This is a genomic window from Gilliamella sp. B3367, assembly GCF_026536825.1.
GTDB lineage: Bacteria > Pseudomonadota > Gammaproteobacteria > Enterobacterales > Orbaceae > Gilliamella > Gilliamella apicola_E.
Map to the genome: position 1 here is coordinate 310711 of NZ_JAFNNJ010000001.1, position 26281 is coordinate 336991.

26 protein-coding genes and 1 riboswitch are annotated in these 26281 nt (G+C 34.8%); of the genes, 10 read left to right on the top strand and 16 right to left on the bottom strand.

Annotated features, from left to right (window positions below):
* Nucleotides 1-31 precede the first annotated feature (31 nt).
* On the bottom strand, nt 32-1048 hold the full coding sequence (locus J3U23_RS01335) for a TerC/Alx family metal homeostasis membrane protein (RefSeq protein WP_267338244.1): 1017 nt from the start codon (nt 1046-1048) through the stop codon (nt 32-34).
* Between the two features lie 172 nt (nt 1049-1220).
* Between J3U23_RS01335 and dacB the strand changes: the two genes are divergently transcribed.
* On the top strand, nt 1221-2654 hold the full coding sequence (dacB, locus tag J3U23_RS01340) for a serine-type D-Ala-D-Ala carboxypeptidase (RefSeq protein WP_065734274.1): 1434 nt from the start codon (nt 1221-1223) through the stop codon (nt 2652-2654).
* Nucleotides 2655-2719: 65 nt separating this feature from the next.
* Here dacB and J3U23_RS01345 read toward each other — a convergent pair whose 3' ends face one another.
* Both J3U23_RS01345 and J3U23_RS01350 read right to left on the bottom strand, forming a co-directional pair.
* Nucleotides 2720-4555: an ABC transporter ATP-binding protein gene (locus tag J3U23_RS01345; protein WP_065734275.1), complete on the bottom strand. Its 1836-nt coding sequence runs from the start codon at nt 4553-4555 to the stop codon at nt 2720-2722.
* Nucleotides 4556-4800: 245 nt separating this feature from the next.
* A complete protein-coding gene (locus J3U23_RS01350) occupies nt 4801-5490 on the bottom strand; it encodes a LexA family transcriptional regulator (protein ID WP_065562232.1) in 690 nt (229 codons plus the stop codon).
* 646 nt (nt 5491-6136) lie between these two features.
* On the opposite strand from J3U23_RS01350, the gene tatA reads away from it, so the two are divergent.
* The gene (gene tatA, locus J3U23_RS01355) at nt 6137-6307 is read left to right on the top strand and encodes a Sec-independent protein translocase subunit TatA (protein WP_141673909.1); all 171 of its coding nucleotides are present in this window, start codon (nt 6137-6139) and stop codon (nt 6305-6307) included.
* A 14-nt stretch (nt 6308-6321) separates the two neighbouring features.
* Nucleotides 6322-7506 (top strand): FAD-dependent monooxygenase, encoded by a 1185-nt coding sequence (locus J3U23_RS01360; protein ID WP_267338245.1) that lies wholly within the window; start codon nt 6322-6324, stop codon nt 7504-7506.
* Nucleotides 7507-7551: 45 nt separating this feature from the next.
* On the opposite strand, the gene J3U23_RS01365 is transcribed toward J3U23_RS01360, so the two are convergent.
* The 5 genes from J3U23_RS01365 to raiA all read right to left on the bottom strand — a co-directional run bounded on the left by J3U23_RS01365 (nt 7552) and on the right by raiA (nt 12597).
* Complete coding sequence (locus tag J3U23_RS01365) at nt 7552-8592, bottom strand: NADH:flavin oxidoreductase/NADH oxidase (protein ID WP_267338246.1); 1041 nt, start codon at nt 8590-8592, stop codon at nt 7552-7554.
* 136 nt (nt 8593-8728) lie between these two features.
* Entirely contained in the window at nt 8729-9913 is a 1185-nt protein-coding gene (locus tag J3U23_RS01370; protein ID WP_267336759.1) for an MFS transporter, read from the bottom strand.
* A gap of 74 nt (nt 9914-9987) precedes the next feature.
* Nucleotides 9988-11022 (bottom strand): A/G-specific adenine glycosylase, encoded by a 1035-nt coding sequence (gene mutY, locus J3U23_RS01375; RefSeq protein WP_065734279.1) that lies wholly within the window; start codon nt 11020-11022, stop codon nt 9988-9990.
* Nucleotides 11022-12173 carry a bifunctional chorismate mutase/prephenate dehydratase gene (gene pheA, locus J3U23_RS01380; protein WP_065562227.1) on the bottom strand — a complete coding sequence of 384 codons (1152 nt, stop codon included), beginning with the start codon at nt 12171-12173 and terminating at the stop codon, nt 11022-11024. Before pheA ends, mutY begins: the two co-directional genes overlap by 1 nt.
* 94 nt (nt 12174-12267) lie before the next feature.
* Complete coding sequence (raiA, locus tag J3U23_RS01385; protein ID WP_267330105.1) at nt 12268-12597, bottom strand: ribosome-associated translation inhibitor RaiA; 330 nt, start codon at nt 12595-12597, stop codon at nt 12268-12270.
* 246 nt (nt 12598-12843) lie between these two features.
* Here raiA and trmJ point away from each other — a divergent pair, with 246 nt between their 5' ends.
* Nucleotides 12844-13581, top strand: coding sequence for a tRNA (cytosine(32)/uridine(32)-2'-O)-methyltransferase TrmJ (trmJ, locus tag J3U23_RS01390; protein ID WP_267338247.1), 738 nt, complete (start codon nt 12844-12846; stop codon nt 13579-13581).
* A gap of 47 nt (nt 13582-13628) precedes the next feature.
* Here the strand turns inward: trmJ and cysS are convergent, their stop codons facing one another.
* Nucleotides 13629-15020, bottom strand: a complete 1392-nt coding sequence (cysS, locus tag J3U23_RS01395) for a cysteine--tRNA ligase (RefSeq protein WP_065734280.1) — start codon at nt 15018-15020, stop codon at nt 13629-13631.
* 111 nt (nt 15021-15131) lie between these two features.
* Here cysS and J3U23_RS01400 point away from each other — a divergent pair, with 111 nt between their 5' ends.
* On the top strand, nt 15132-15482 hold the full coding sequence (locus J3U23_RS01400) for a hypothetical protein (RefSeq protein WP_267338248.1): 351 nt from the start codon (nt 15132-15134) through the stop codon (nt 15480-15482).
* Between the two features lie 68 nt (nt 15483-15550).
* Here J3U23_RS01400 and J3U23_RS01405 read toward each other — a convergent pair whose 3' ends face one another.
* The 4 genes from J3U23_RS01405 to mog all read right to left on the bottom strand — a co-directional run bounded on the left by J3U23_RS01405 (nt 15551) and on the right by mog (nt 19025).
* Entirely contained in the window at nt 15551-15793 is a 243-nt protein-coding gene (locus J3U23_RS01405) for a GlsB/YeaQ/YmgE family stress response membrane protein (protein ID WP_065562224.1), read from the bottom strand.
* A gap of 302 nt (nt 15794-16095) precedes the next feature.
* Nucleotides 16096-17457 carry a lysine-sensitive aspartokinase 3 gene (gene lysC / locus J3U23_RS01410; RefSeq protein WP_065734282.1) on the bottom strand — a complete coding sequence of 454 codons (1362 nt, stop codon included), beginning with the start codon at nt 17455-17457 and terminating at the stop codon, nt 16096-16098.
* A 74-nt stretch (nt 17458-17531) separates the two neighbouring features.
* Nucleotides 17532-17706: riboswitch (Lysine riboswitch) on the bottom strand.
* 97 nt (nt 17707-17803) lie between these two features.
* Nucleotides 17804-18262, bottom strand: coding sequence for a transcriptional regulator ArgR (argR, locus tag J3U23_RS01415; RefSeq protein WP_065734283.1), 459 nt, complete (start codon nt 18260-18262; stop codon nt 17804-17806).
* A 184-nt stretch (nt 18263-18446) separates the two neighbouring features.
* On the bottom strand, nt 18447-19025 hold the full coding sequence (mog, locus tag J3U23_RS01420) for a molybdopterin adenylyltransferase (protein WP_218060001.1): 579 nt from the start codon (nt 19023-19025) through the stop codon (nt 18447-18449).
* A 111-nt stretch (nt 19026-19136) separates the two neighbouring features.
* Between mog and J3U23_RS01425 the strand changes: the two genes are divergently transcribed.
* On the top strand, nt 19137-20075 hold the full coding sequence (locus J3U23_RS01425; protein WP_065734285.1) for an ABC transporter ATP-binding protein: 939 nt from the start codon (nt 19137-19139) through the stop codon (nt 20073-20075).
* The gene (locus J3U23_RS01430; RefSeq protein WP_065562219.1) at nt 20068-20838 is read left to right on the top strand and encodes an ABC transporter permease; all 771 of its coding nucleotides are present in this window, start codon (nt 20068-20070) and stop codon (nt 20836-20838) included. Before J3U23_RS01425 ends, J3U23_RS01430 begins: the two co-directional genes overlap by 8 nt.
* Before the next feature lie 46 nt (nt 20839-20884).
* Here the strand turns inward: J3U23_RS01430 and J3U23_RS01435 are convergent, their stop codons facing one another.
* From J3U23_RS01435 to accB, 3 genes are all read right to left on the bottom strand, one after another.
* On the bottom strand, nt 20885-21523 hold the full coding sequence (locus tag J3U23_RS01435; RefSeq protein WP_065562218.1) for a bifunctional 4-hydroxy-2-oxoglutarate aldolase/2-dehydro-3-deoxy-phosphogluconate aldolase: 639 nt from the start codon (nt 21521-21523) through the stop codon (nt 20885-20887).
* A gap of 65 nt (nt 21524-21588) precedes the next feature.
* A complete protein-coding gene (gene accC, locus J3U23_RS01440; RefSeq protein ID WP_065562217.1) occupies nt 21589-22935 on the bottom strand; it encodes an acetyl-CoA carboxylase biotin carboxylase subunit in 1347 nt (448 codons plus the stop codon).
* Nucleotides 22936-22975: 40 nt separating this feature from the next.
* Nucleotides 22976-23431, bottom strand: a complete 456-nt coding sequence (accB, locus tag J3U23_RS01445; RefSeq protein WP_065562216.1) for an acetyl-CoA carboxylase biotin carboxyl carrier protein — start codon at nt 23429-23431, stop codon at nt 22976-22978.
* 368 nt (nt 23432-23799) lie between these two features.
* Between accB and J3U23_RS01450 the strand changes: the two genes are divergently transcribed.
* The 3 genes from J3U23_RS01450 (at nt 23800) to mreD (ending at nt 26273) form a co-directional block, all read left to right on the top strand.
* Entirely contained in the window at nt 23800-24843 is a 1044-nt protein-coding gene (locus J3U23_RS01450) for a rod shape-determining protein (RefSeq protein WP_065562215.1), read from the top strand.
* Between the two features lie 109 nt (nt 24844-24952).
* Nucleotides 24953-25792 carry a rod shape-determining protein MreC gene (gene mreC / locus J3U23_RS01455; protein WP_065562214.1) on the top strand — a complete coding sequence of 280 codons (840 nt, stop codon included), beginning with the start codon at nt 24953-24955 and terminating at the stop codon, nt 25790-25792.
* Nucleotides 25782-26273 (top strand): rod shape-determining protein MreD, encoded by a 492-nt coding sequence (mreD, locus tag J3U23_RS01460; RefSeq protein ID WP_065734286.1) that lies wholly within the window; start codon nt 25782-25784, stop codon nt 26271-26273. Before mreC ends, mreD begins: the two co-directional genes overlap by 11 nt.
* The last annotated feature ends 8 nt before the right edge of the window (nt 26274-26281 follow it).

The following is a 26281-nucleotide window of genomic DNA, read 5'->3' on the forward strand; positions in this document are numbered from 1 at the left end:
TACTGCCGATTATCAATTCCCTTATTATTTTTTAGGATTTATTTGGCCAAATAAAACTTGCAATAATACCTAAAGATAAAATGCCTAATACTATATAAAGGCTGAGAGTAGGGCTAATGTTAATACCATATTTAAATAGATGGTCGCTAGCATTTAAAGCCAGTTTTGCTGCGATAAAAAATAGTAGGCAGACTACAGCTTTGCCTAAATGAACAAGATATTGTTGCATTGCTTCTAAAACAAAATACATAGTCCGTAACCCTAAAATAGCGAAAATCATTGCACTATAAACAACGAGTGGTTCTTGGCTGACCGCGATTACTGCGGGAACAGAATCAAATGCAAACATAACATCACTCAATTCAATTACCACAACACATAAAAATAGAGGCGTTGCATATAAGGCACTTTTTGGCATTTTATGAATTAACTCTTTGTTTTCTGGCTTAGCTAACTCCGCGTTTAGTTGTTTTCGCGTTAATAAAAAGTGATGCCCAACTATTTTAGGGTAAGAGGGGAAAATTCGTTTAGCAATACGATAAGCAAAATGTTCTGAATAATCTTTAATTTTTTCATCTTGACCTTGGTTTTTCAGCATCATAAATCCAGTTAATGCAACCACTACTGAAAAGAACAATTCCATCCAAGGACCTAACGATAATAAACCTGTACCTATTACAACAAAAATAGCTCGGAAAATAATCGCACCAATTACGCCCCAATAAAATAATCGATGTCGATAATTGTTAGGGATAGCAAACCATGAAAACAGCGCCATAATAACGAATAAGTTGTCTACTGAAAGCGCTTTTTCAAGCACATAACCCGTGATAAATAAACTTGCTATCTCACTTCCATGGTGAAGATAAAGATAAAGTGCAAAACCTAATGCAACAGCAACCCAGAATAAAGACCATAATATTGCGCTGGTTAGGCTAATGGGTTTATCGTTATGGTGAGCATATAAATCAATTATAATCGCAGTTAAAGCCAAAATGACGAACATCAGTACAGTTTCGATTGGAAAACCTAATGAATGATGAATCATAGCCTTGTTACCTATATTAAATTATCTCTTGGATTAAATTCAAAAATGTAAAATATAATGGTATTTAGAACATTATTTTTAAAGAGACTGAGTATATATTGATAGGCTTATCAAAAAAAGATATATTTGTTTCCACACTAATATATTTAATAAATTTTTTGAGCATACATTCATGACAAATATAAGGGTATCTTTTCTATTTATCGTTGCTTTTTATTCAAGCTTATTGCAAGCACAATCGGTTGAACCATATATATCATCATTACCCAAAGGGAGTGATTTATCAATTTTAGTGCAAACTGTTGATGGCAATCCTAAAACATTAGCCAAATACAAAAGTGATCAATTTAAACAGCCAGCTAGTACGCAAAAAGTAATAACTGCACTAGCTGCACAGCTTGAACTGGGTAATGACTTTCGGTTTGTTACTGGAATGTACGCGAATGGTTCAGTTAGTAATAAACAACTCAATGGTGATCTGATTATCAAATTGAGTGGTGATCCCACTTTTAGTCGAGAAAGATTAAAAAATATGATTAGCGCCCTTCGTCAAAAGGGTGTAGAAAAAATTTCAGGTAATGTTATTTTAGACACTTCAATTTTTGCTAGTCATGATAAAGCAGAAGGGTGGTCATGGAATAATTTAACTGCTTGTTACAATGCCCCTGCATCAGCTGCAACAATTGATGATAACTGCTTTTATGCAACAATTACTCCGGGTAAAGTAGGTGGTAAAGCATCAGTTTCTGTTTCATCTAATATTCCAGTTATGGTTTCTGGTGATGTCAGAACGATTTCCGCTAGTAGTAAAGACGCACATGATAAATATTGTGAGCTTGATGTTAATGCCGATAAAAATCGCTACTATTTATCTGGATGCATCGCTTCTAATGCGGATAAAACACCATTAAAATTTGCAGTAATGGATCCAACCGAATATTTTTCTACTGTTTTAAAAAATGAATTAAAACAACAAAAAATAACTTATGGTGGACGTGTTTTTGAAAGAAAACAAAAATCCACTGGTTCCTTAACGTTATTAACATCAAGTCAATCAGCACCGCTTTCTGAGTTAATAACGGTTATGCTCAAAAAATCAAATAATTTGTATGCTGACACCATTTTTAGAACACTTGGCGCACGCTATTATAATACTGCAGGAACATGGCGTAATGGTGGTGATGCGGTTAAACAAATCCTTCGTAAAAAAGCAGGTATTGACTTAGAAAACTTAGTGATTGCCGATGGCTCGGGTTTATCTCGTCTTAATCTAGTTAGCGCCAACAAACTAATGGAAGTGTTGCAGTATATTTCAGCACATAACAATCAACTCGCTTTTATTGAAAAATTACCAATTGCGGGTGTTGATGGAACGTTGCAAAACCGTAAAAGCTTCAGTCAAGCACCATTTAAAGATGTAGTTATGGCTAAAACAGGCTATATTCAAGGTAGTTATAATTTAGCCGGATTTATTCAAAAATCAGACGGACGTTATGTCGCTTTTGTTCAATTATTATCAGGGTATCGGGCTGATAGTAAAGGGGAACCTAAAAACGGGGCAGTTATGAAGTTCGAATCTGAGTTTTATAAAAATTTCATTAATTAGATTTGACTAATTTGAGAATTAAGATTTTGGGGCGATGTTATTTACTCATCGCCCTAAATTTTAAGTTAAAAATTTTCAGCTAAAAAACCACCACTTTGATGCTTCCAAAGTTGAGCATAAAGTCCATCTTTACTAAGCAACTCTTGATGTGTTCCTTGTTCGATGATTTTTCCTTGATCTAAAACGATTAATCGATCCATCGCCGCGATTGTAGATAATCGATGGGCAATAGCTATAACCGTTTTACCTTCCATTAACGTATATAAGCTTTCTTGAATAGCTTGTTCAATTTCTGAATCAAGCGCACTAGTTGCCTCATCTAACAATAGAATTGGTGCATTTTTTAAAATAACTCGAGCAATAGCGATACGTTGGCGTTGTCCTCCGGACAATTTAACCCCACGTTCACCAACAAAAGCATCATATCCAGTTCTTCCATTAGCATCTACTAAGGTTTCAATAAAACTATCGGCATGAGCTTTTTTAGCTGCGATTATCATCTCTTGTTCTGTGGCATGGTTATTACCGTATAATAAGTTATCTCTTACTGAGCGGTGTAATAGTGAAGTATCTTGGGTAACCATACCAATTTGAGCGCGTAAGCTTTCTTGATTGACTTTGGTGATGTCTTGATTATCAATAAAAATATGACCATTTTGTAAATCATAAAATCGCAACAATAAATTGATTAAAGTGGATTTACCCGCCCCTGATCTGCCAACTAAACCGATCTTTTCACCTGGTTTAATGGTTAAATTTAAGTTGTCGATAATGGCATTGTTTAATTTTGCATCGTAACTAAAATTAATATTTTTAAATTCGATTTTACCATCAGTCACCTTAAGAGTTGGTGCATCAGGTTCATCGACAACAGTTTTAGCAACAGAAAACGTATTCATACCATCTTTAACCACGCCGATATTTTCAAATAATGCTGCCATTTCCCACATAATCCAATGTGAAAAGCCGTTCAATCTAAGTGCGACAGCAGTTGTAGTGGCGATAGCTCCAACACCAATTAAATCATTAGTCCATAGCCATAATGATAAGCCAGTAGTACCAAGAACGAGGAAAATAGACAATAAATGATTAACAATTTCAAAACTACTAACTAAACGCATTTGTTTATTAACGGTAACTAAAAATTCGTCCATCGACTCTTGTGCATATTTTGCTTCATTGCCTGCATGAGAAAACAGTTTAACTGTCATAATATTCGTGTAAGCATCAGTCACTCGGCCTGTCATGGTAGAACGTGCATCTGCTTGCATACTTGCCACTTTACTTAGTCGTGGAATAAAGTAATACATTGCAATGCCATAAACAAAACACCAAACCATAAACGGTACTAATAACCAAAGATCTAACTGACCTATGATTGTTGCCATAGTAATAAACGAAATCAAAACATAGATAAAGATATCAGCAACCAAAAAACAGGTATCCCTAACCGCAAGTGCGGTTTGCATCACTTTTGCTGATATACGGCCGGCAAATTCATCTTGGAAAAAGCGCATACTTTGATTTAGCACTAATCGATGTAGATTCCAACGCAGTCGCATTGGAAAGTTTCCCGCCAAACATTGATGTTTAATGATGGTTTGTAAGGCAATAATGATCGTGCTAGCTAATATAATGATCGTAAATACAATTAAGGTTGATTTTTCCTGCTGCCAAAATTGACTTGGTGAAACAGCTGCCAGCCAGTCAACAACTTTACCGAGTGCAGCATATAAAAAGGCTTCAAAAGCGCCAGCTAATGAACTCAGTATGATTAATAATAGAAGGAAAGAACGTGTGCCTTTCGTCGATTGCCAAATAAAACTAAAAAAACTTTTAGCCATCGGCTGTGGTTCATCTTGTGGATAAGGTGATACCAATTTTTCAAAAAATCGATACATATTAGACCTATTAGTTAAAAGGTTATTCATTGATAGGTTTACCAATGATCTAAAAAAGTGAGGGTTTTATTACCAAATGCTAAGTGCTATAAGCGAAATATGATATTTTTAAATTAAAAGAGACATCACTCCAATACCTATTAAACTAACATTAATAAAAATTAAAAAAAGTTGAGGAAAGGGGTTTTTGAGCTTTCCTCATGGGAAATTATATAGTGAAAAGTACTAGATTACTAATAATTGTCTTAAAAAACATCTTTAATAATTTGTACAACGCGTCCGACAATATTATATTTTTCGAAATGAGCTTTAGGAACCTCAATCGTTGGGTATTGATGATTATTACAAATCAAAATCCAATTTCCGAGTGATAGGCGAATTTTTCTTAGTAGAGTGAAATTCTCGTATTCAATTAAATAAATTGCGCCATCGATTATTTCGTTTATTTCTGTATTAATAATTAATCCATTATTATTTTCGATTTCAGGTGCCATTAAATCACCTTTCGCCCAATAGATTATAAGTTTTTTGATATCTAAACCACGATGAGAAGCCCAACCTTCAACAATAGGATAATTCATTACTGGTGGCGTTTCACGTACGTAACGTTGATTTTGCGCCTCTTCTTTAGTTGGTAATTGTTTTTTATAAACCGGGATACGATAGATATTTTCATTATAAACTTCGTTATTATCATCGTCTTTAGGATCCAACACTTCCAATTTATAACCGGTAGCTAACCAGTTGAATGAAACATTACATTTTTCAGCAATTACTTCTAAACGAGTTAGTGAAGGGTAGGTTTTTCCAGACAAATAATCTCGTATTACCGTTTCTGACATATCACATTTTTTTGCAAAGGATGAAACAGATAATCCTTGCATTGACGAATGTAGCCTATCTTTAAAAGTTTTTACATTTTTATTTTTAATCATACTTATTTCGTTTTTATTTTTTCATCCGTTTGATAATTATATTGTATTTTTTATGAGTTTTACATATGAATTTGAATCAATCTTCTTAATTTTATTAAGTTTTAATGCGATTTTTTGTTTAAACGCGTTTTATATTATGGAAAAATATTCTTTTCTCGCATAAAAATAAAAAAACAGCGAGTGTTATAATAAGAAGTATGGCTTTTTTTTCCGTTTTATTGTCTTTGTTTTTCCGTTGAAATTTCAAGTAGTTTTATAGATATTAAGTTTTTTTTAATGCGTAATTGATATTTATCAAATATATATTATTCTTATTTATATGTTGGGTGTTATTTTAATTTATTGATTTATAATGGTTAAAGTCATTTTTTAGCTAAAATTGCTACATTGGCTGAAAGGCAAATAAAAACGTTGACTAAAAAGAAAAAAAGTGGATAATAAGCAGCGTAAGGATTTTTCATTGTTTTCTTTCCTTATATTCCTTATATTTCATGTTGGCCCGTATATTTTATGCGGGTCTTTTTTTATCTAAATTAACTTGTCATGAAATCCCATCATAAAAAGAGTATAATCAATTCCAATATTTAATAATCTATTTGTTCGTTTAACTTGTTCAAATAGCGATACATTTTTAAATGAGGTTTTAATTATGTCATTTAGCATTCCACATCTATTAGTTTTTCTTGCCGTGGTGGTTCTCATTTTCGGAACAAAGAAGTTACGTAATTTAGGTTCTGATCTTGGTTCAGCATTGAAAGGTTTTAAAAAAGCGATGAATGATGATGTTGAAGATGATAATAAGCTTGATAAGAAATAACCCTATTTATTGATATGAAAACGCAATTTGATGTGGCCATCGTTGGTGGTGGATTGGTTGGTTTAGCAACTGCATGTGCTCTTAGCCAATCTAATTTAACTGTAGCTATTGTTGATGTTAACGTTAATGATAATCAAAATTTTGCTTTTGACGAAATAGGAATTAGAGCTTCTGCAATTAATAGCGCAAGTCAGCAATATTTTTCTCAAATTGGTATTTGGAACGATTTATGTGCGAGCGAACGCGTTAATGCTTTTAGCGAGATCGGAGTTTGGGAAAAAAACGGTTTAGCGCATCTTACTGCACATGCTAAAGATTATGGTTATCCAAATCTTGGGTATATCATCGAAAATAATTTAATTTCTTACTACCTGTATCAACATGCTCAAGCAAATTCAAATATCACTATTTTCAATTTGGCCGCTATAGACAATAGCTATAATGAAGATTATGCTTTTTTAACACTTTCGGATAATACTCGGTTACAAGCAAAACTGATTATAGGTGCTGATGGCGCACACTCTTGGCTGCGCAGACAGGAAAAAATTTCTGTGTTTGAGCGTGATTACCTTCATCATGCAGTGATTACAACTGTTGAAACACAATATCCTCACCAAGCATGTGCTAGGCAGATTTTTTACCCTAATGGTATTGTAGCATTTTTACCACTTTGGCAACCCAATTACAGTTGTTTAGTATGGTCAACTAAACCAGAGCAAGCAGCTATTTTAACTTCGTTAACTGAATCTGAGTTTTGCCAAGAGCTGTTTAAATTAAGCGGTGATAAAGTAGGACAATGTCAGTTGGTCAATCCGAGAATGGTGTTTCCATTAAAAGCTCGGTTTGCAAAACAATTTATTAAACATCGATTAGTGTTAATTGGTGATGCTGCCCATACTATTCATCCATTGGCTGGTCAAGGAGTTAATTTAGGATTTGAAGATTCTGCATTATTGGTGGCAACCATTAATAAACTTATTGATGAACATAAAGATATTGGTTTAGTAGAAAACTTAAAATCATTCCAATTCACTCGCCGTAAAGATGCTTTAGTCATGTTAACCGCAATGCGAACTATTCAAGATATGTTTAATGGCGATAATGCTTTTAAAAAAATGGTGAGAACAGTTGGGATGAACGCAATTGATAACTTTTCGCCAATAAAGAAACGTCTCATCAAATATGCCATGAAAATTTAGTTTGTAAATTAATCCTGTAGCTAACACTACAGGATTATCATTAGTTTATTTAAAAGCTACTTGATAAGATGTTGGGATAAATGGAGATGCTGGAATTCTTAGCGGCCAGTAAGGATCTTTCAATAAACCTCGACCAATTGCAACTAAATCAGCATCGCCAGTACTTAATACATAATCAGCAAGATATGGGTCTTCAAGCATACCAACAGTAATAATTGGCAAATTAGTGACCTTCCTAATAGCTCGCGCTAAATAAACCTGGTATCCAGCATGAAATAGAGGCGTATGCTTTGGATCTAACTGACCATCACCACCGCCACTCACATCTAAAACATCTGCGCCTGCTTGTGCAAAACGTTTAGCAATTTGGCAACCATAATTAATATCGTAACCATTAGTACCGTATTCTTGAGCCGAAAACCGAACAATTAGTGGCATATCTTTTGGCATCACTGATTTTGCTGCTTTAATTACTTGTTCACCAAATAATAATTTATCCTTACCATATTCGTCCGTTCTAATATTCGTTTTTGATGAGCTGAATTGATGGATTAAATAACCATGTGCACCGTGTATTTCAATTGCGTCAAAACCTGCTTCAACCGCACGTTTGGTTGATTGTTTAAATTTTTCGATAATATCAGCGATTTCACTTTTGGTTAATTCTCTTGGCATTTGATATTGCCATTTTGGATTCGCTTCGACGTTCCCATCATAGCGGATAGGAGAACAGGATACGACATCAGACTCACCCAAAGCTTTACGTCCTGCATGGGCAATTTGAATAGCGATTTTTCCTTTTTGAGCATGAACCGCATCAACGATACGTTTAAGCTGATCGCGTTGCTCATCATTCCATAGACCTAAGCAATTTGGCGATATTCGACCATTTGGAGCAATATTGGTCATTTCTAAAATTATTAAACCCACGCCACCAACCGCTCGTGAAACATAATGAACAAAGTGCCAATCATTAGCCAATCCGTCTTTTGCTTGATATTGACACATCGGCGGCATAACAATACGATTTTTGAGTGATAAATTTTTTACTTTAAATGGCGTATTAATATAGGCTATTTTAGCCATGGATGGCTCCTGTTTTTATTAATGGTGTAAATGTTTAAGTTAACTGACGAATAGTATATAGTGTTTAAAAACGGAATATTAGAGCAAATAAACGTTAAAAAACCCCGTTCCTCAACTTTTTTTGCAATTAAATCGTTTATGGTTTGCGAACTGATTTAAGATAGTAGAGCCAACATAATAAACCCAATAATCCTAAAACAGTTCCAGCAATAATTATCGCGATCCAACCATAGTTGCTATACAAATAAGTAGAAGCGATAGAACCCAACATGCCTCCGATAAAATAACTTACCATATAACCAGTGTTCATACGGCTACGTGCTTCTGGTCGAATTTGATAAATGGCGTTCATGTTTGATACATGAGTAACTTGAACAGCAAAATCCAGTAATACTACCCCTATAATTAAGGCTAAAAGTGAATATTCAGCAACAGAAAGTGGTACCCATGAAGCGAGTAGTAATATTAGGCCAATGGTCGTGGCTAAAAAGCCTTTTCCTTTGTCTGATAATTTGCCAACGATAGGTGAACCTAGTGCACCAGCGGCACCGGCTAGGCCGAATAAACCGATTATAAAATCAGAATAATAGTAAGGTTTATTACTTAATAAAAAGGCAAGTGGCGTCCATAACAGTGAAAATAACGCAAAGGAAATAACTGCCAACAATGAGCGAATTCGTAAAACAGGTTCTTGTTTATATAGTGAGCCAATTGATAATAACAGTTGAAAATAGTTAATACTGATGGTGTTATTATAAGTTGGTAATGATAACCAAAGTAGCAAAGTAACAATGATCATTACTGACGCGGCAATCCAATAAACATAATGCCAATCTGTCATCGAAGAAACAAAACCAGCGAATGCACGACCTAATAATATACCTAGCAACATACCACTCATCAATGTACCGACAATTTTACCTCGATGCTCTGGTCGTGATAGTGTTGCGGCAAATGGAATTAATACTTGGGCTACGGTTGAAAATAGACCTGTCATAGCCGTACCAAGCATAAGTAACCATAAGTTTTGTGAAGTTGCACTAATAATTAGCCCACAAGTTGATAATATCATCAAGGTCAATATTAATCGTTTACGTTCTATTTTGTCACCCAGTGGGGTAATGAACAGCAAGCCAACAGCATAACTAAATTGTGCAGCCATAATGATAAAACCTGCATGTTTAATTGCAATATGTAAATCATTAGTTATCGAGTGTAATAGTGGTTGCGCATAATAATTACTCGCTACCGCGACGCCAATGGCAAATGCCATTAGGAATACTAACCATGCAGATAGCCCTTGAGCTTGTTTGCTATTCATAATAAACAATTTAGAAAATAAATAATGTGTAATTATATATCAAAAGGTTGTTAGATACTGATAGATTGTGTTGATTATTGATTTAATAGATTATAAATAGGTGTTGCTAAGCCAATTTTTGCATTTTCCGATTTTAGTTTATACCAATAACCATTCGATTCATCTAGACATTTAGTATTGCCTTTGATCTCACAGTAAATAGGCACAATATCTAAATGAAAATGGCTAAAAGTATGTCGAAATGCAATTAACTGTTTGGGTTTGCTAGTTTTAATACCATGGCTGTCTAGCCAGTCAGTTAATGCTTGCTCGCTTGCAAATTGTGGTAAACAATATAATCCGCCCCAAATACCAGCAGGCGGTCTTTTTTCAAGCCAAATCATGTTGTTATGTTCAAGCATTAAAAAGTAGGCGGTTTTTTCAGGAATAGTCTTTTTAGGTTTTTTAGTTGGATATTGTTGCCAACTGTCGGTCTTATAAGCAATACATAATTGATGTAAAGGGCATAAAGTGCATTTGGGTTTAGAACGAGTACAAACCATTGCACCAATATCCATCATGGCTTGATTAAATTTAGCAACTTCATTTTTAGGCGTGACTTGCTCACTTAATTGCCAAAGTTGATTTTCGACATTTTTATTACCAGGCCATCCTTCTATAGCAAAAGTTCGAGTTAAAACCCGTTTTACGTTACCATCTAATATTGGATAATGTTGATTTTGTGATAGAGATAGGATAGCCCCAGCGGTTGAGCGCCCAACGCCTGGTAAGGCGATAACATCCTCAAATTTGGTTGGAAATTTTCCCCCAAACTTGTCAGCAATAACTTGTGCTGCTTTATGTAAATTACGAGCACGTGCATAATAACCAAGGCCAGTCCAAAGATGTAAGATATCGTCAATTGGAGCCTTAGCTAAATCGGTAATTTTAGGAAACTGTTTAATAAAGCGCTTAAAGTATGGAATAACAGTTGCAACTTGTGTTTGCTGCAGCATAACCTCTGACAACCAAACATGATAAGGGCTTTTTTCAATTTGCCATGGTAATGATTTTCTGCCGTACTGTTCATACCAGTTGAGTACGGCATTTGAAAAACTTAAATTAGTCATTACATGACAGCGGTAATAGAATCACTAGGATAACAACCAAGCACTTTAGTATATAAAGTGATGGAAGCTAATTCTTTAAGTGCGATCTGCATTTCGTAATCGTTAATATTACCTTGTAAATCAATATAAAACATCTCTTCCCAAGATGTGCCATGGATAGGGCGTGATTCAAGTTTTGTCATAACAATATTATGATTACGTAATACGGATAAAGCATCTACCAAAGCCCCAGCTTGTTGGCCCGTTTTCATCAAGATTGTAGTTTTGGCTGGAATTTGATCGGAAACTTCAATCGATTCACGCGATAACACAATAAAGCGGGTGATATTCTCTTTTTGATTAGCAAAATTGTGCTCCAGAACTTGTAAGCCATATAATTCACCACCGTCTTTATTTCCCATAGCTGCAATGTTTGGTTGATTTAATTTAGCTACGGTTTCCATTGCTGACGAAGTACTATCACAATAAACAATTTTCCAATGAGGATACTTTTCTAAGAAATTACTACATTGTTGGAATGGTTGCGGGTGGCTATAAATAGTATCTATTTGCTCAAGTTTAGTGTTAGGAAGAGCTAAAATGCAGTGATCAATCATTAAGGATAGTTCACCAATAATATGTAAATTGGTTTTTTGTAACAAATCATACACTTCATTAATAGATCCCGAACTCGAGTTTTCTATCGGTACAATTCCATAATCAACAACTTTTGATTCAATCTTTTCAAAAACATCTTTAAATGTATTACAACTTGATTCAGTCAATTGATCAAAATGGGCGCTAGCATAACGGCGAGTTGCTGAATGTGAATATGAACCTTTTGGTCCTAAGAAAGCAATTTTAGCTGATGAGATAACGCCTTGGTTGAGTTTTTCTTGTAAAAACTTCTGTTGTAGTAGAACCGAATCTTCAATAATAATTTGGTATAAACGCTTAATTAATAGGTCATCAAGATGATATTGTTTACCTTGTTCGATTAATGCCTTAATCAATGAACGTTCACGATCTAAATCACGCACAGGGATATTTGCTTTTATTTTAGCCTGGATAACTTCGGCTGAAATTTGGCGTCTTTCAGCAATGATTTCAATTAATTTTTGATCAAGTTGGTTAATTTTGTTTCGTAAAGGCAATAAAGGACTGGTTGTCATATTCATTAATAGATTAAAAATTAGATGGGTAATATTATAACAAGCAAAAAAATAAAGGCACTATTAAAGTGCCTTTTTGTTAAATTATAAATTATTATTCTTCTTCAATTACTGTATTTTTAATACTGTCAAATGCACGGCGCGACTCACCTTTATGTTGGAGTTTATTTAGCTGTCTTTCAAGTTTACCAACTAAATCATTAATTGCAGCATACATGTCAGAGTGTTTAGCGGAAGCAACTAGTGGCGAGCCTTTGGTTGCAATGGTTGCATCAATAATAAATCCATCGGGCTCTTTAGATAAGATAAAGTGAGGGTTGATTAGTAGAGCTCTCCATTTATCTAATTTCGAAAACTTATCTTCAAGATAACTACGAATTGCAGGAGTAATGTCCATTTGTTTACTTGTGATACTTAAAGTCATAATTGACCTCCACTATGTTTACTTACTAATTGAGCTATTATTATATTGATTACATTGACAAATTTTTCACATTTAGTCAATAGGTTATTGAGTTTATATTAAGATTTTTGTGACTTTTGTCTAAAATAATTTTTTGGTATTTGATATTAGGTAGCACATAACTGCTTTTAATCTGTTTTTTATTATATACTGTGGTTTATTTAGATTGATTTAAAGTATTAAGTTTAGTTATTTAATGAGGAATATGTGAGCTATTTAAATAATGTTAAGATTGTTTTAGTTGAAACTTCGCATACTGGTAATATGGGGTCTGCTGCTCGTGCAATGAAAACGATGGGATTAACTCGTTTATGTTTAGTGAACCCTGTAATAAAACCCGATTCCCAATCGATTTCACTGGCAGCCGGGGCGAGTGATATTATCAAACAGGCACAGATTTTTTCATCCCTTGAAGAGGCGGTAGCAGATTGTTCATTGGTTATAGGTACCAGTGCGCGTCCTAGAAGTTTGCAATGGCCAAACTTAACCCCGAAAGAGTGTGGCGACAAAATTATTGCTGAAACCGCGCATCATGCTCAAGTGGCTTTAGTTTTTGGTCGAGAAAGAGTTGGATTAACTAATGATGAATTACAAAAGTGCCATTTTCATGTTGGTATTCCAGCTAATCCAGATTATAGCTCTTTAAATTTAGCTATGTCAGTTCAGGTTCTAACTTACGAAATTCGAATGTCAATGTTGTCAACTTTAGAGGCATCTTTAAAACATGATGATGATAATCTGAATGAGGTTCAGTATCCTAAAAGCGAAGATATTGAACGGTTTTATCAGCATTTAGAGCAGACGTTATTAAAAACCGGATTTATTAATCCTAATCATCCTGGGCAGATTATGGGTCGTTTACGTAGATTATTTACGCGAGCTGGTATTGAACAGCAAGAACTCAATATTTTACGGGGAATTTTAACGTCAATAGATAAAAAATAGTGAGATTAGTCCCCTAGTTTTGTGTAAATCTAGGGGATTTTTTATTATTAAGTTTTTTTACGCCAAGTTGTGCCGTTAGCACCATCTTCTAAAATAATATTCATTTGATTTAGTTTATCTCGAGCTTCATCAGCTAAAGCCCAATTCTTACTTGCTCGAGCATCGTTGCGTTGTTTAATTAACGCTTCAATTAGCTGTGTATCTTCATCATCTTGACTATTACCTTGTAAGAATTTAACCGGATCTTGTTCAAGTAAACCAAGTACAGAAGATAAATAACGTAACTCAGCAGCTAGTTCATTAGCTAATGGCATGTTATTTTCTGCTTTAGCTTTGTTGATCTCTCTAGCCAAATCAAATAGAGTTGAATAAGCTTCTGGAGTATTGAAATCATCATCCATTGCCTGACAAAATTGTCGATGATAATCGCTATCTGGCGTGTTGTGCGGATAGTTAGCATCGGTGTCTCTCAAAGCCGTATAAAGTCTTTCTAAAGCGGTACGAGCTTGTTTTAGATTTTCTTCACTATAGTTAAGTTGACTACGATAATGGCCTGATAATAAGAAATATCGAACAGTTTCAGCATCATAATGTTTTAAAACATCACGGATAGTGAAAAAGTTATTCAGTGATTTGGACATTTTCTCTTGGTCTATCATTACCATGCCTGAGTGCATCCAATAATTTACATATTGGCCATTATGGGCACAGGTTGATTGGGCAATTTCGTTTTCATGATGTGGGAACATTAAGTCAGAACCACCGCCATGAATATCAAAATGGTTGCCTAATTGATGGCTATTCATTGCAGAGCATTCAATGTGCCAACCAGGTCGACCTTTCCCCCATGGTGAATCCCAGCTTGGTTCGTTGGGTTTTGACATCTTCCAGAGAACGAAGTCCATTGGATTATGTTTTACGTCCACTACATCAACTCGAGCACCTGCTTGTAACTGTTCTAAATTTTGGCGTGATAAAATACCGTAGTTAGGATCACTATCTACCGAAAACATCACATCTCCATTGTCAGCAATATAAGCATGATTTTTTCTTATTAACTCTTCAACAAGTTCAATGATTTGTGACATATGACGAGTTGCTCGAGGTTCGACATCGGGTCGTTTTATATTAAGTGCATCGAAATCGGCATACATCTCATTTAACATACGTTCAGTTAATTCGTCACAAGTTTCACCATTTTCTAATGCACGCTTGATGATCTTGTCATCGACATCGGTAATATTACGAACATAAGTGAGATCGTAACCTAAAAAACGTAAATAACGAGTAACGACATCAAATGCGACAAAAGTACGGCCATGGCCAATGTGGCATAGATCATAGATAGTAACACCACAAACATATAGCCCAACTTTATTTGGTGTAATTGGTTTAAATATTTCTTTCTCACGTGATAATGTATTAAATATTTTGAGCATTTTATCCTGCAGAATAAATTTGATAAATTTTAGTGTTTAATATAACAAAAAACTGGAAGTGGCGAAATTACTTCTTATAATCTCGTTAAATAAATTAAATGGAATTAATTGATGATATCAAAATTTGGGGTAGAAGCTTTCGGGCTAATTTTAATGATTATAATCACTGCCTTTCAAGTTATTTGTATTGCAATAGGCTTTAAATTTGATAATCACTTAGAAAAATTACTATTTTTGTTTACGTGGATTCTTTTAGCAATAGTATTCTTTGTGGTTTTTGTTAACAAGGATTTAGGAGGCTTTGGCAATATAGGGTTTTATAAGTTTATTGCACTTTTTGTTGGTTTTTTGGCATGTCTTCTAGCGTCTTTTGCTAATTTATCACTCACTATTATATATATATTAATTTTGATACTTAAAAAGCTATTTAAGTTAATAGGTTTTAAATATCGATATAAATGAGAGAACTTTGGTTGGATAGATGAGTGAAAATTGGCGAGTAAACTCGCCAATTTAAATTGCTATTATATTTATTTAAAAAGGCGGTAAAGATAAATAAGTAAAATAGAACCAAGCACAGAGATAAACAAGCTTGGGAAGTTAAAACCAGTCACACTACCCCAACCAAAGAAGGTACTGATATAACCGCCGACTAACGCACCAGCTACACCAAGTAGGATAGTTTTTATCACACCAACACGGCCTAATGGCATAAAAAACTTAGCGATCCATCCAGCAATTAATCCTAGAATAATCCAGCTTAAAATACCCATGATAATTTCCTTCGTCTAATTAAGTTGAAAGTTACTAGTATAGCTAAAAAATAACGATGATAGTTGTTGAACAGATATTAATAAAACGTAAAATTTACAGCTTTAAAAATTGTTATCTAAATATGAAGAAAAATGATTATTATGTAGAACAGTATGAAGCTATAGATGTATGAAACACAAATTCATACAAATATTAGGCGTAGTTTACAATTATTTTTTCAAATATTCTAGGTATTTTGTTTAATTGTTGATTTATATGATTAATGATTAGGAGCGATAATGTAATCGCCCCTGATATTAAACTATTCGAAAATCGTTTTGTGTAGAACCTTTATTACATCTTCGGCATCATTGCTTCTTGCTAGAAGGCAAAGATTATGGGTGCTAGCACCGTAACAACAAAGTCGAATAATAAAGTCATCTAAAGCGCCAAAGACTTCTTTAGCGATACCTTTTGTTGTGGTTAGATTGTTACCAATGATGGCAATTAGTGCTAAATCTTCTTCAACTTCAACATGGCAAACTGTTGATAATTCATCGAATAATGCTTTTGTTAATAGGCTATTTCCATTGGTATTAGTGCCTGTAGTATCAATGGTTAATGCGATACTAACTTCAGAGGTGGTGACTAAATCAACCGAAATATTATGTTTAGCCAATATGGTAAAGACATTAGCTAAAAAACCTTGTGCGTGTAGCATATTTAAGCTAGTTAAGGTCAATAATGTTTGTTTGCGACGAAGCGCTAACGCTCTAAATGAAGGTAGTGCAGATTTTATGCTATGTGTGTTATAAACGATAGTTCCACCTGCTTCTGGTGCTTTACTTGAACCAACAAATACTGGAATATTGCTACGTACAGCAGGAACAAGTGTTGCAGGGTGTAGAACTTTAGCACCAAAGGTCGCCATTTCGGCTGCTTCAGCAAATGATATTTCGTCAATTCGTTTCGCACCTGATGTGATACGAGGATCGGTAGTATAAATACCAGCAACATCGGTCCAAATGTCTATTTGCGTGGCGTTTAAAGCCTCACCAAGAAGAGCTGCGGTATAATCACTACCACCACGACCTAAAGTTGTGGTTTTGCCCGTACTTTCACTACCAATGAATCCTTGAGTAACTACGATAGCTTCTGGATTCAAAGATTTCAAATGCGCACAGCAAAGTTGTTTAATTTCGTCAATTTTTGGTACGGCTTTACCAAACTTGTCATCGGTACGCATCACTTTACGTACATCAAACCATAGGGCATTTTTTTGTTTTTGTTTTAATATTTCGACAAATAGTTTTGATGACATTATTTCGCCATGACTGACTAATTCATCCGTCAAAGCAGGGGAAGTTGCCAAGCTTGCTGCTTCTGATAATGAGGCAATATTTGCAATTATTTGGTCAATTTCAGCGCGTAGGGTTGGATTTTCAGGAAGATTTTCTAATATGTTGTATTGAATCGATTGAATTTTAGCGATATGTTTTGCTCTTACATTGGCATCACGACCTTCAGCTAATGCTACCAGTAAATTTGTTATACCTGCAGAGGCAGACAACACAACAACTTTGACACTAGGATTAGCTATAACAATATTGGCACTATTAACCATTGCGGGATAATCTGCAACACTAGTACCGCCAAACTTAGCAATTATAAATGATCTTTCCATGTATTCCTCATATTAAAAATTTTTATTTTTAACAGAGATAGAGCGGGCATGTCCTAATACAGTTAAAAAAATACATACCATGAAGCGCTCCACCTGTTAGGGTGACAACCCAAGGGATTCAGCCCTTGCAGTCGATTTAATTGCTTTCTGGAATAACAATTAAACCTCGGCATTACATCCCATCAATCATTTATTTACGGCTCCAGTCCCTAAAATGATCTGCCTGAGTAATGCGCCTCTTCTTAATTCTGATTTCAGTGTCGTATAGGATTAACGATTTTACCAAATGTGTCAATAGGTTAAATATTAAAAAAAATTATAGAGCTTTGTTAAAATAAACTGTTAATTATAAACTCCGTTCAAATAATTCAATAATCGTTTGATATAGTTTTTTCACAGAACAATCTTTAGTTGGTGTGCTAAAAATCGTATCATCACCGGCAATTGAGCCTAAAATCCCTTCTGATTTACCGATTGAATCTAACAATCTCGCAATAAGCTGAGCTGCGCCTGGGCTTGTTCGAATAACAACCATTGAACTATTGTAATCAATATCTAACACTAAATTTTTTAATGGACTGCTTGTTGTTGGAACACTCATTTCAGCAGGTAAACAATAAACCATCTCAGATTTTGCGTTGCGAGTTCTTACAGCGCCAAATTTAGTTAACATTCGCGATACTTTAGATTGATTTATATTATCAAATCCTTGCTCTTGTAAGGCTTGTACGATACCTATCTGAGAACTAAACTTTTCTTGTAAAAGCATTTCTTTGAAAGTTTTAGTGAGATCTTTTTGTTTCATACTGTTCCTTTAAATTTAATTTATGACTAACTGATTAAAACAATAAGTCATATTAACGGGTTAACTAAAATGCTTGATTACGGTCAGTTATTTTTAATGATTGCTAATTAAGCAAGTGTGCTTATAAAGCTTCATTCAAATATTGAATATAATCTACATAATTATGCATGACATTTGCATAAAATTAAAGATTAGATTTTATAGCATTTTTGGGACGAAATGATTTAATGATGTGATCATGTGTTTCGATGTAAGGACCTTCTAGCAGATCAATACAATATGGAACACTTGCAAATATGCCAGTAACAATAGTGTTACCTTCATCATCCTTTACACCTTCAAGTGTTTCCTTGATTGATTTTGGTCGACCTGGTAAATTCAAAATTAAACATTGCTTACGAATAACACCAACTTGTCTGGATAAAATCGCAGTTGGAACAAAATGTAAACTAATCTGCCGCATCTGTTCGCCAAATCCGGGCATTATTCTATCTGCTATAGCTAAAGTTGCGTCAGGTGTTACATCTCTTATTGCTGGTCCTGTGCCGCCTGTGGTTAAAATCAGATTACATTGCAAATCATCAACCAATTCGCATAATGTTTTTTCAATGATGATTTGTTCATCGGGAATAATGCGTTGTTCGGTAATAAAAGCTGTTTTCAATGCAGATTTCAACCATGATAACAAAGCTGGAATACCTTCATCTTGATAAACGCCTTGTGATGCTCTATCTGATATTGAAACTAATCCAATTTTAACCATAACATTTATTCCTTAATCCATATATTTATCTAAATATTAAACAATATTGTCAATTGATTAAACATGATATCATATTATTCAAATAGCAATTTACTCAATTAGGATACATTTATGTCGTCAACACCTGCACTAGAACTTATAGCGCTAAAGAAAAAATATAAAAATGGTGTAGAAGCATTAAAAGGAATTAATTTAACTGTAGCGGCAGGAGATTTTTATGCTTTACTTGGACCAAATGGTGCAGGTAAGTCAACCACCATTGGTATTATTAGCTCTTTAGTTACTAAAACCTCAGGCCAAGTTAAAATCTTTGGATATGACTTAGATACGGATCTTGTTAATGCAAAAAGACAATTAGGACTTGTTCCTCAGGAATTTAACTTTAACCAATTTGAAGAAGTAATCCAAATTGTTACCAATCAAGGTGGTTACTATGGGTTGCCACGAAAATTGGCTTTACAACGAGCTGAAAAGTATCTGCGTATTTTAGATTTATGGGATAAACGACATAGTAGAGCTAATATGTTATCAGGTGGGATGAAAAGACGACTAATGATAGCTCGCGCACTTGTCCACGAACCTAAATTATTAATTCTGGATGAACCTACTGCTGGGGTTGATATAGAGTTACGTCGTTCCATGTGGGATTTTCTACGTGAGATTAATAAACAAGGTATCACCATTATATTAACCACGCATTATTTGGAAGAAGCAGAAATGCTTTGCCGTCACATTGGTATAATTCAGCACGGAGAATTAATTGCTAACTCTTCAATGCGTGATTTACTAGCAAAAAGTCAATCTGAAACAATTATTATTGATTATGTACCAACATCAACACCAATCTCCCTTAAAGGGTATAATTATACTGATATTGAATCTGGCATGTTAGAAGTAAACGTAGATAAACAACAAGGATTAAATCAGTTATTTGAACAACTCAATCAACAAAACATAAAAGTGATTAGTGTTCGTAATAAAGCTAATCGATTAGAAGAATTATTTGTAGATTTGTTGCGAAATGATACCAAAGGAGCTATTGATGAATAATTTATATTGGATTGCCTTAAAAAGTATTTGGCGTAAAGAAGTTACCCGATTTTTAAGAATTTGGATCCAAACACTGATTCCTCCTGTTATTACAATGTCACTATATTTTATTATTTTCGGTAATTTAATCGGTTCGCGAGTTGGTGATATGGGTGGCTTTAGTTATATGGCATTCATTGTGCCAGGCTTAATTATGATGTCGGTCATAACCAATTCATATACAAACGTCTGTTCTTCATTTTTTAGTGCTAAATTTCAACGTAATATTGAAGAAATACTTGTTGCTCCTGTTCCGACTCATATTATTATTTGGGGATATGTTGGTGGTGGTGTAATGCGTGGTTTATTAACTGGTGTGTTGGTCACTGCTGTATCGTTATTTTTTGTTAGATATGAAGTTCATTCGTGGACTTTTGTAGTTTTCACCTTATTATTAACCTCAATTTTGTTTTCATTAGCTGGATTGTTAAATGCAGTATTTGCAAAATCATTTGATGATATAAGTATTATTCCAACCTTTGTATTAACACCGTTAACTTACTTGGGCGGAGTTTTTTATTCAATCACTATGTTACCGACTTTTTGGCAATGGGTTTCTAAACTTAATCCTATTGTTTATATGATTAATGGATTTCGCTATGGTTTTTTAGGTATTAGTGATGTTTCATTAGTCATTACTTTTTCGATGCTTATATTATTTGTTAGCATTTTATATTTTATAGCATGGCGAATAATTGAAAGTGGAAGAGGTCTTAGAAGTTAGACAGAACTGACTAAACCGCCGACCAATGTCGGCGGTAAGATAAAACTTATTTTGCTCCTGCAACGGCTTCTTTTGCCATTTCAGTAATTTTAGCAAAATCACCTTTAGCAATTGCATCAGTTGGAATAAACCAAGTTCCACCAACGCAAAGAACATTATCAAGCGCTAAATAATCGCGATAGTTTTTAGGATTCACACCGCCAGTAGGGCAGAATTTCATATAACCACAAGGACCAGCAAACGCTTTTAACGCAGCAACACCGCCATTAATTTCAGCAGGGAAGAATTTTAATGCTGTTAAACCATATTCTTGAGCTGTTAATAATTCTGAAATGGTTGCAATCCCAGGAATAACTGGCACAGGGCCTTCAACTGCTGCTTTTAAAATAGAGTCAGTAATACCCGGAGTGATGATAAATTCTACACCCGCCTCAGTTACTTGTTTAAGTTGCTCTACTGTGGTTACAGTACCGGCACCGACTACAGCTTCTGGAACTTCGTTAATAATTTTCTTAATTGCGTCAAGTGCACAAGCTGTTCTTAATGTGACTTCTAAAACCTTCACGCCACCAGCAATCAATGCTTTTGCTAAAGGAACGGCATCTTCTAAACGCTCAATAACAATAACAGGAACTACTGGACCTAATGTTAAAATTTCTTCAGCGCTTTTTTTCCAATTTTTCATATGTATTACCTATACTTTATTTACTTCTATACAGCAATAAGCCCTCAAATTATTGAGGGCTTATTTTACTCATAAATACCTAATTTCTTTTCTAAATAGTGAATGTTCGTGCCACCTTTTATGAAGCCTTCATCATTTAAAATCTCTAGATGAAGTTCGATATTGGTTTTTATACCATCAATAACCAGTTCTGCTAATGCATTCTTCATGCGGGCAATAGCGACTTCACGAGTTTCACCATAGGCGATTAATTTACCGATCATTGAATCATAATATGGTGGTACAGTATAGCCAGCATATATATGTGATTCCCAACGGATACCAAATCCTCCCGGAGCATGGAAACGTGTTATTTTGCCCGGAGATGGCATAAATGTTTTTGGATCTTCGGCATTGATTCGGCATTCAATTGCATGGCCTTTAATTTCAATGTCACTTTGCTTAATTGACAAAGGTTGTCCAGCTGCAATCAGAATTTGTTCACGAATAAGATCAACTCCAGTAACCATTTCAGTAACTGGGTGTTCTACTTGAATACGAGTATTCATTTCGATGAAGTAGAATTCACCATTTTCAAATAAGAACTCAAAAGTACCTGCACCACGATATCCAATCTCGATACATGCATTAACACAACGTTCACCGATGAATTTACGCATTTTCGGTGTAATACCAACCGCTGGTGCTTCTTCAAGTACTTTTTGGTGACGTCTTTGCATTGAACAATCGCGTTCACCTAAATAAACTGCATGACCTTGCCCATCAGATAAAACTTGTATTTCGATATGGCGTGGGTTTTCTAGGAATTTTTCCATGTAAACCATATCATTATTAAATGCAGTTTTTGCTTCAAGTTTAGTCATTTTGATTGATTGTTCGAGATCTTTTTCTTCACGAACAATACGCATTCCACGACCACCGCCGCCGCCAGACGCTTTAATAATAACTGGATAACCAATTTTTTTAGCAATTTGCTTATTAAGGTCCATATTACTGCCAAGAGGACCATCAGAACCAGGAACACAAGGTACGCCTGCTTTTTTCATTGCTTCAATGGCTGAAACTTTATCACCCATTAAACGAATAGTATCAGGTTTTGGACCGATAAATATAAAGCCTGAACGTTCAACTTGTTCAGCAAAATCCGCATTTTCTGATAAAAATCCATATCCAGGATGAATAGCTGCTGCGCCGGTTACTTCGGCAGCAGAGATTAATGCAGGGATATTAAGATAACTTTTGGCTGAAGCTGCTGGACCTATACAAACGGTTTCGTCTGCAAGTAGCACATGTTTTAAGTCTTTATCTGCCGAAGAGTGAACAGCGACAGTTTTAATTCCAAGTTCTTTACATGCTCTTAAAATACGAAGAGCGATTTCTCCGCGGTTAGCAATAAGAATTTTATCAAGCATATTCAATCTCTTAATCGTCTAAGTTAACAAATAATTCTGATTATTCAATAATGAATAGTGGTTGATCGAATTCAACTGGTTGACCATTTTCAACTAAGATAGCTTTAATAGTCCCTGCTTTTTCTGATTCAATTTGGTTCATCATTTTCATTGCTTCAACAATGCAAAGCACATCACCAACATTTACAGACTGACCGACTTCAACAAATGCTTTAGATTCAGGGCTTGGAGTTCGATAAAACGTACCAACCATTGGTGATTTTATGGTTGTGCCACTATTAGTTTCTGTGATGACTTCTGCTTCAACTGTAGCCGCAGTGACTGTAGGAGCAGGAACAGCAACTGGTTGGGGAATTTGAATGTTTTGCACTGGAGCTGTATAGGTAGGTGTCGACCGACTAATTCGAACCGATTCTTCACCCTCAGAAATTTCAAGCTCAGAAATACCTGATTCTTCTACTAATTCAATTAACTTTTTAATTTTACGTATATCCATGAATTACACCGTGTTTATTTGATATAAATAACAATTATTTTAATGTACCTTTAATATCTTAAAAGTAATCTTTTAATTCGATACTAAAAATAGTAACTCAACATTAACGCGGAAGGATACACTGTAAATCATAATTTGTCATTATATATCTCCTTTACAAACACTTGTTATACTATTTTCTAGGTATTATTTTTAAATTGCGATACAATATAACCCTTAATTATTATTGAGGCTGGCTGTGGTTTTTATCTGCTAAATGAACTATTATTTGTCGGATAAAATTAAAATATATATTTTGTAGACGCCTAAGTTTGCTTCTAATACTCAAATATATTTAAACAAGATTAATTCTAGGAAGAGTTTTTATTATGTTCAAAAAAGTTCGCGGCTTGTTTTCAAATGATTTATCGATTGATTTAGGTACAGCCAACACGCTTATTTATGTTAAAGGGCAAGGCATTGTGCTTAACGAACCTTCAGTTGTTGCCATTCGTCAAGATCGCTCAGGAACACCTAAAAGTGTTGCTGCCGTTGGCCATGCTGCGAAACAGATGCTAGGGCGAACACCTGGTAATATTGCAGCTATCAGACCAATGAAAGACGGTGTGATTGCAGACTTTTCCGTCACTGAAAAAATGTTACAGTATTTTATTCGACAAGTTCACAGCCATAGCTTCTTAAGACCAAGTCCTCGTGTATTGGTATGTGTGCCAGTTGGCGCAACACAAGTGGAACGTCGTGCTATTCGTGAATCAGCATTAGGTGCTGGTGCTCGTGAAGTTTATTTAATTGAAGAACCAATGGCTGCGGCAATTGGTGCTGATTTACCAGTTTCTGCACCAACTGGCTCAATGGTTGTTGATATCGGTGGTGGTACAACAGAAGTGGCTGTTATTTCATTAAATGGTGTAGTTTATTCCGCTTCTGCACGCATTGGTGGAGACCGTTTTGATGAAGCAATAATCAATTATGTTCGTCGCAATTATGGTGCATTAATTGGTGAAGCGACCGCAGAAAAAATTAAACACTTCATTGGAAGTGCTTATCCAGGTGATGAAGTCCTTGAAATCGAAGTACGTGGTCGTAACTTAGCTGAAGGTGTGCCACGTAGTTTTACACTAAATTCGAATGAAATCTTAGAAGCATTACAAGAGCCATTAAGTGGTATTGTTAGTGCTGTTAAAGTTGCTCTAGAACAATGTCCTCCAGAACTAGCTTCTGATATTTCAGAACATGGTATGGTATTGACTGGTGGTGGTGCATTATTACGTAATATTGATAAATTATTATCTGCTGAAACAGGGATTCACGTTGTTGTAGCTGAAGACCCACTTACTTGCGTAGCTCGTGGTGGTGGTAAAGCTCTTGATATGGTAGATATGCATGGTGGTGATCTCTTCAGTGAAGAGTAATAATATTACTAGCAAGTAACGAATATTTCATTTTTTCCGCCGACATTGTCGGCGGAGTCATATCTTAAAATAGTTAAATTCTAGATATATAACAGGTAAATACTGGACAATGAAATTACTTTTTTCTAAACGTTCGCCTCTGAGTGTTCAATTATTTATATCACTGGCACTCGCTTTGACGTTAATAGTGTTAGATATCAATTATCGTCCTTTTAAAGAGGTTCGTTATTATTTAGATACCTTAATTTCGCCACTTTATCATGTTTCAAATGCACCAAAATCATCATTTGATTCGCTGTATGAAATGTCGAAAACACAAGAGACACTAATTAAAGAAAATGCAGAACTGCAAGAAACCTTAATGCAACAAAAAAGTAATCTATTATTGCTTGAACATTTAAAGCATGAAAATGACCGCCTAAGAGGGCTATTAGGTTCACCTTTAAGACACGATGAACATAAAATGGCTGCTCAAGTATTATTAGCTGATACTGATCCTTACGTTTATCAGGTGGTAATTAATAAAGGTAAAAATGACGGTGTATATATAGGTCAGCCGGTAGTAGATGAAAAAGGTATCGTTGGACAAATTTATCAAACCGCTCAATCAACAAGCCGAGCGATCTTAGTTTGTGATTATCAACATGCAATTCCAGTACAAGTATTAAGAAATGATATTTCAATGGTAGCTGTTGGTAATGGATGCAGTAACGATTTAACGCTTGATTTTTTACCTAACAATGTTGATGTCAAAGTTGGTGATGTTTTAGTCACTTCTGGACTTGATGGTCGCTTCCCAGAAGGGTACCCAGTGGCTGTGGTTAGTTCAGTAAAGCTTGATATAAGTGATTCCACCCCCATTATTTCTGCTACGCCAACCGCAGATTTAAAACGTTTACGTTATCTACTGTTATTGTGGGGCGATCAAGGAGTAAAACATGAGGGGTAATAATCGAATTAGTATACTGGTTATTTGGTTAACGTTGCTAATTGGCTTATGTGTACAAATCATACCGTGGTCACCTGAATATAATATGTTTAAGCCTCATTTATTAATGTTAATTATGGCCTATTGGTTAATAGCATTACCGCACCGAATTGGTATGAGCATAGCATTTTTATTAGGTATCATTTTAGATCTATTCTCAGGATCGCTTTTAGGTATTCACGCATTTATTTTTTCATGCGTGGCTTATTTGTTAATGTTTAAATTCCAGTTAATCCGTAATTTAGCTTTATGGCAACAATCAATTATTATTTTTGCCGTTTCGCTTTGTTATAATATATTAGTATTTCTGTTTCAAGTCAGTATTTATCATACCATAACGATTTCACCTTTAATTTTAGTATCTAGTTTTGTTGATGGGGTATTATGGATAGTGATTTATCTATTCTTACGACTAATAAGACGGAACTTTGCTATTAATTAATAAGGGAT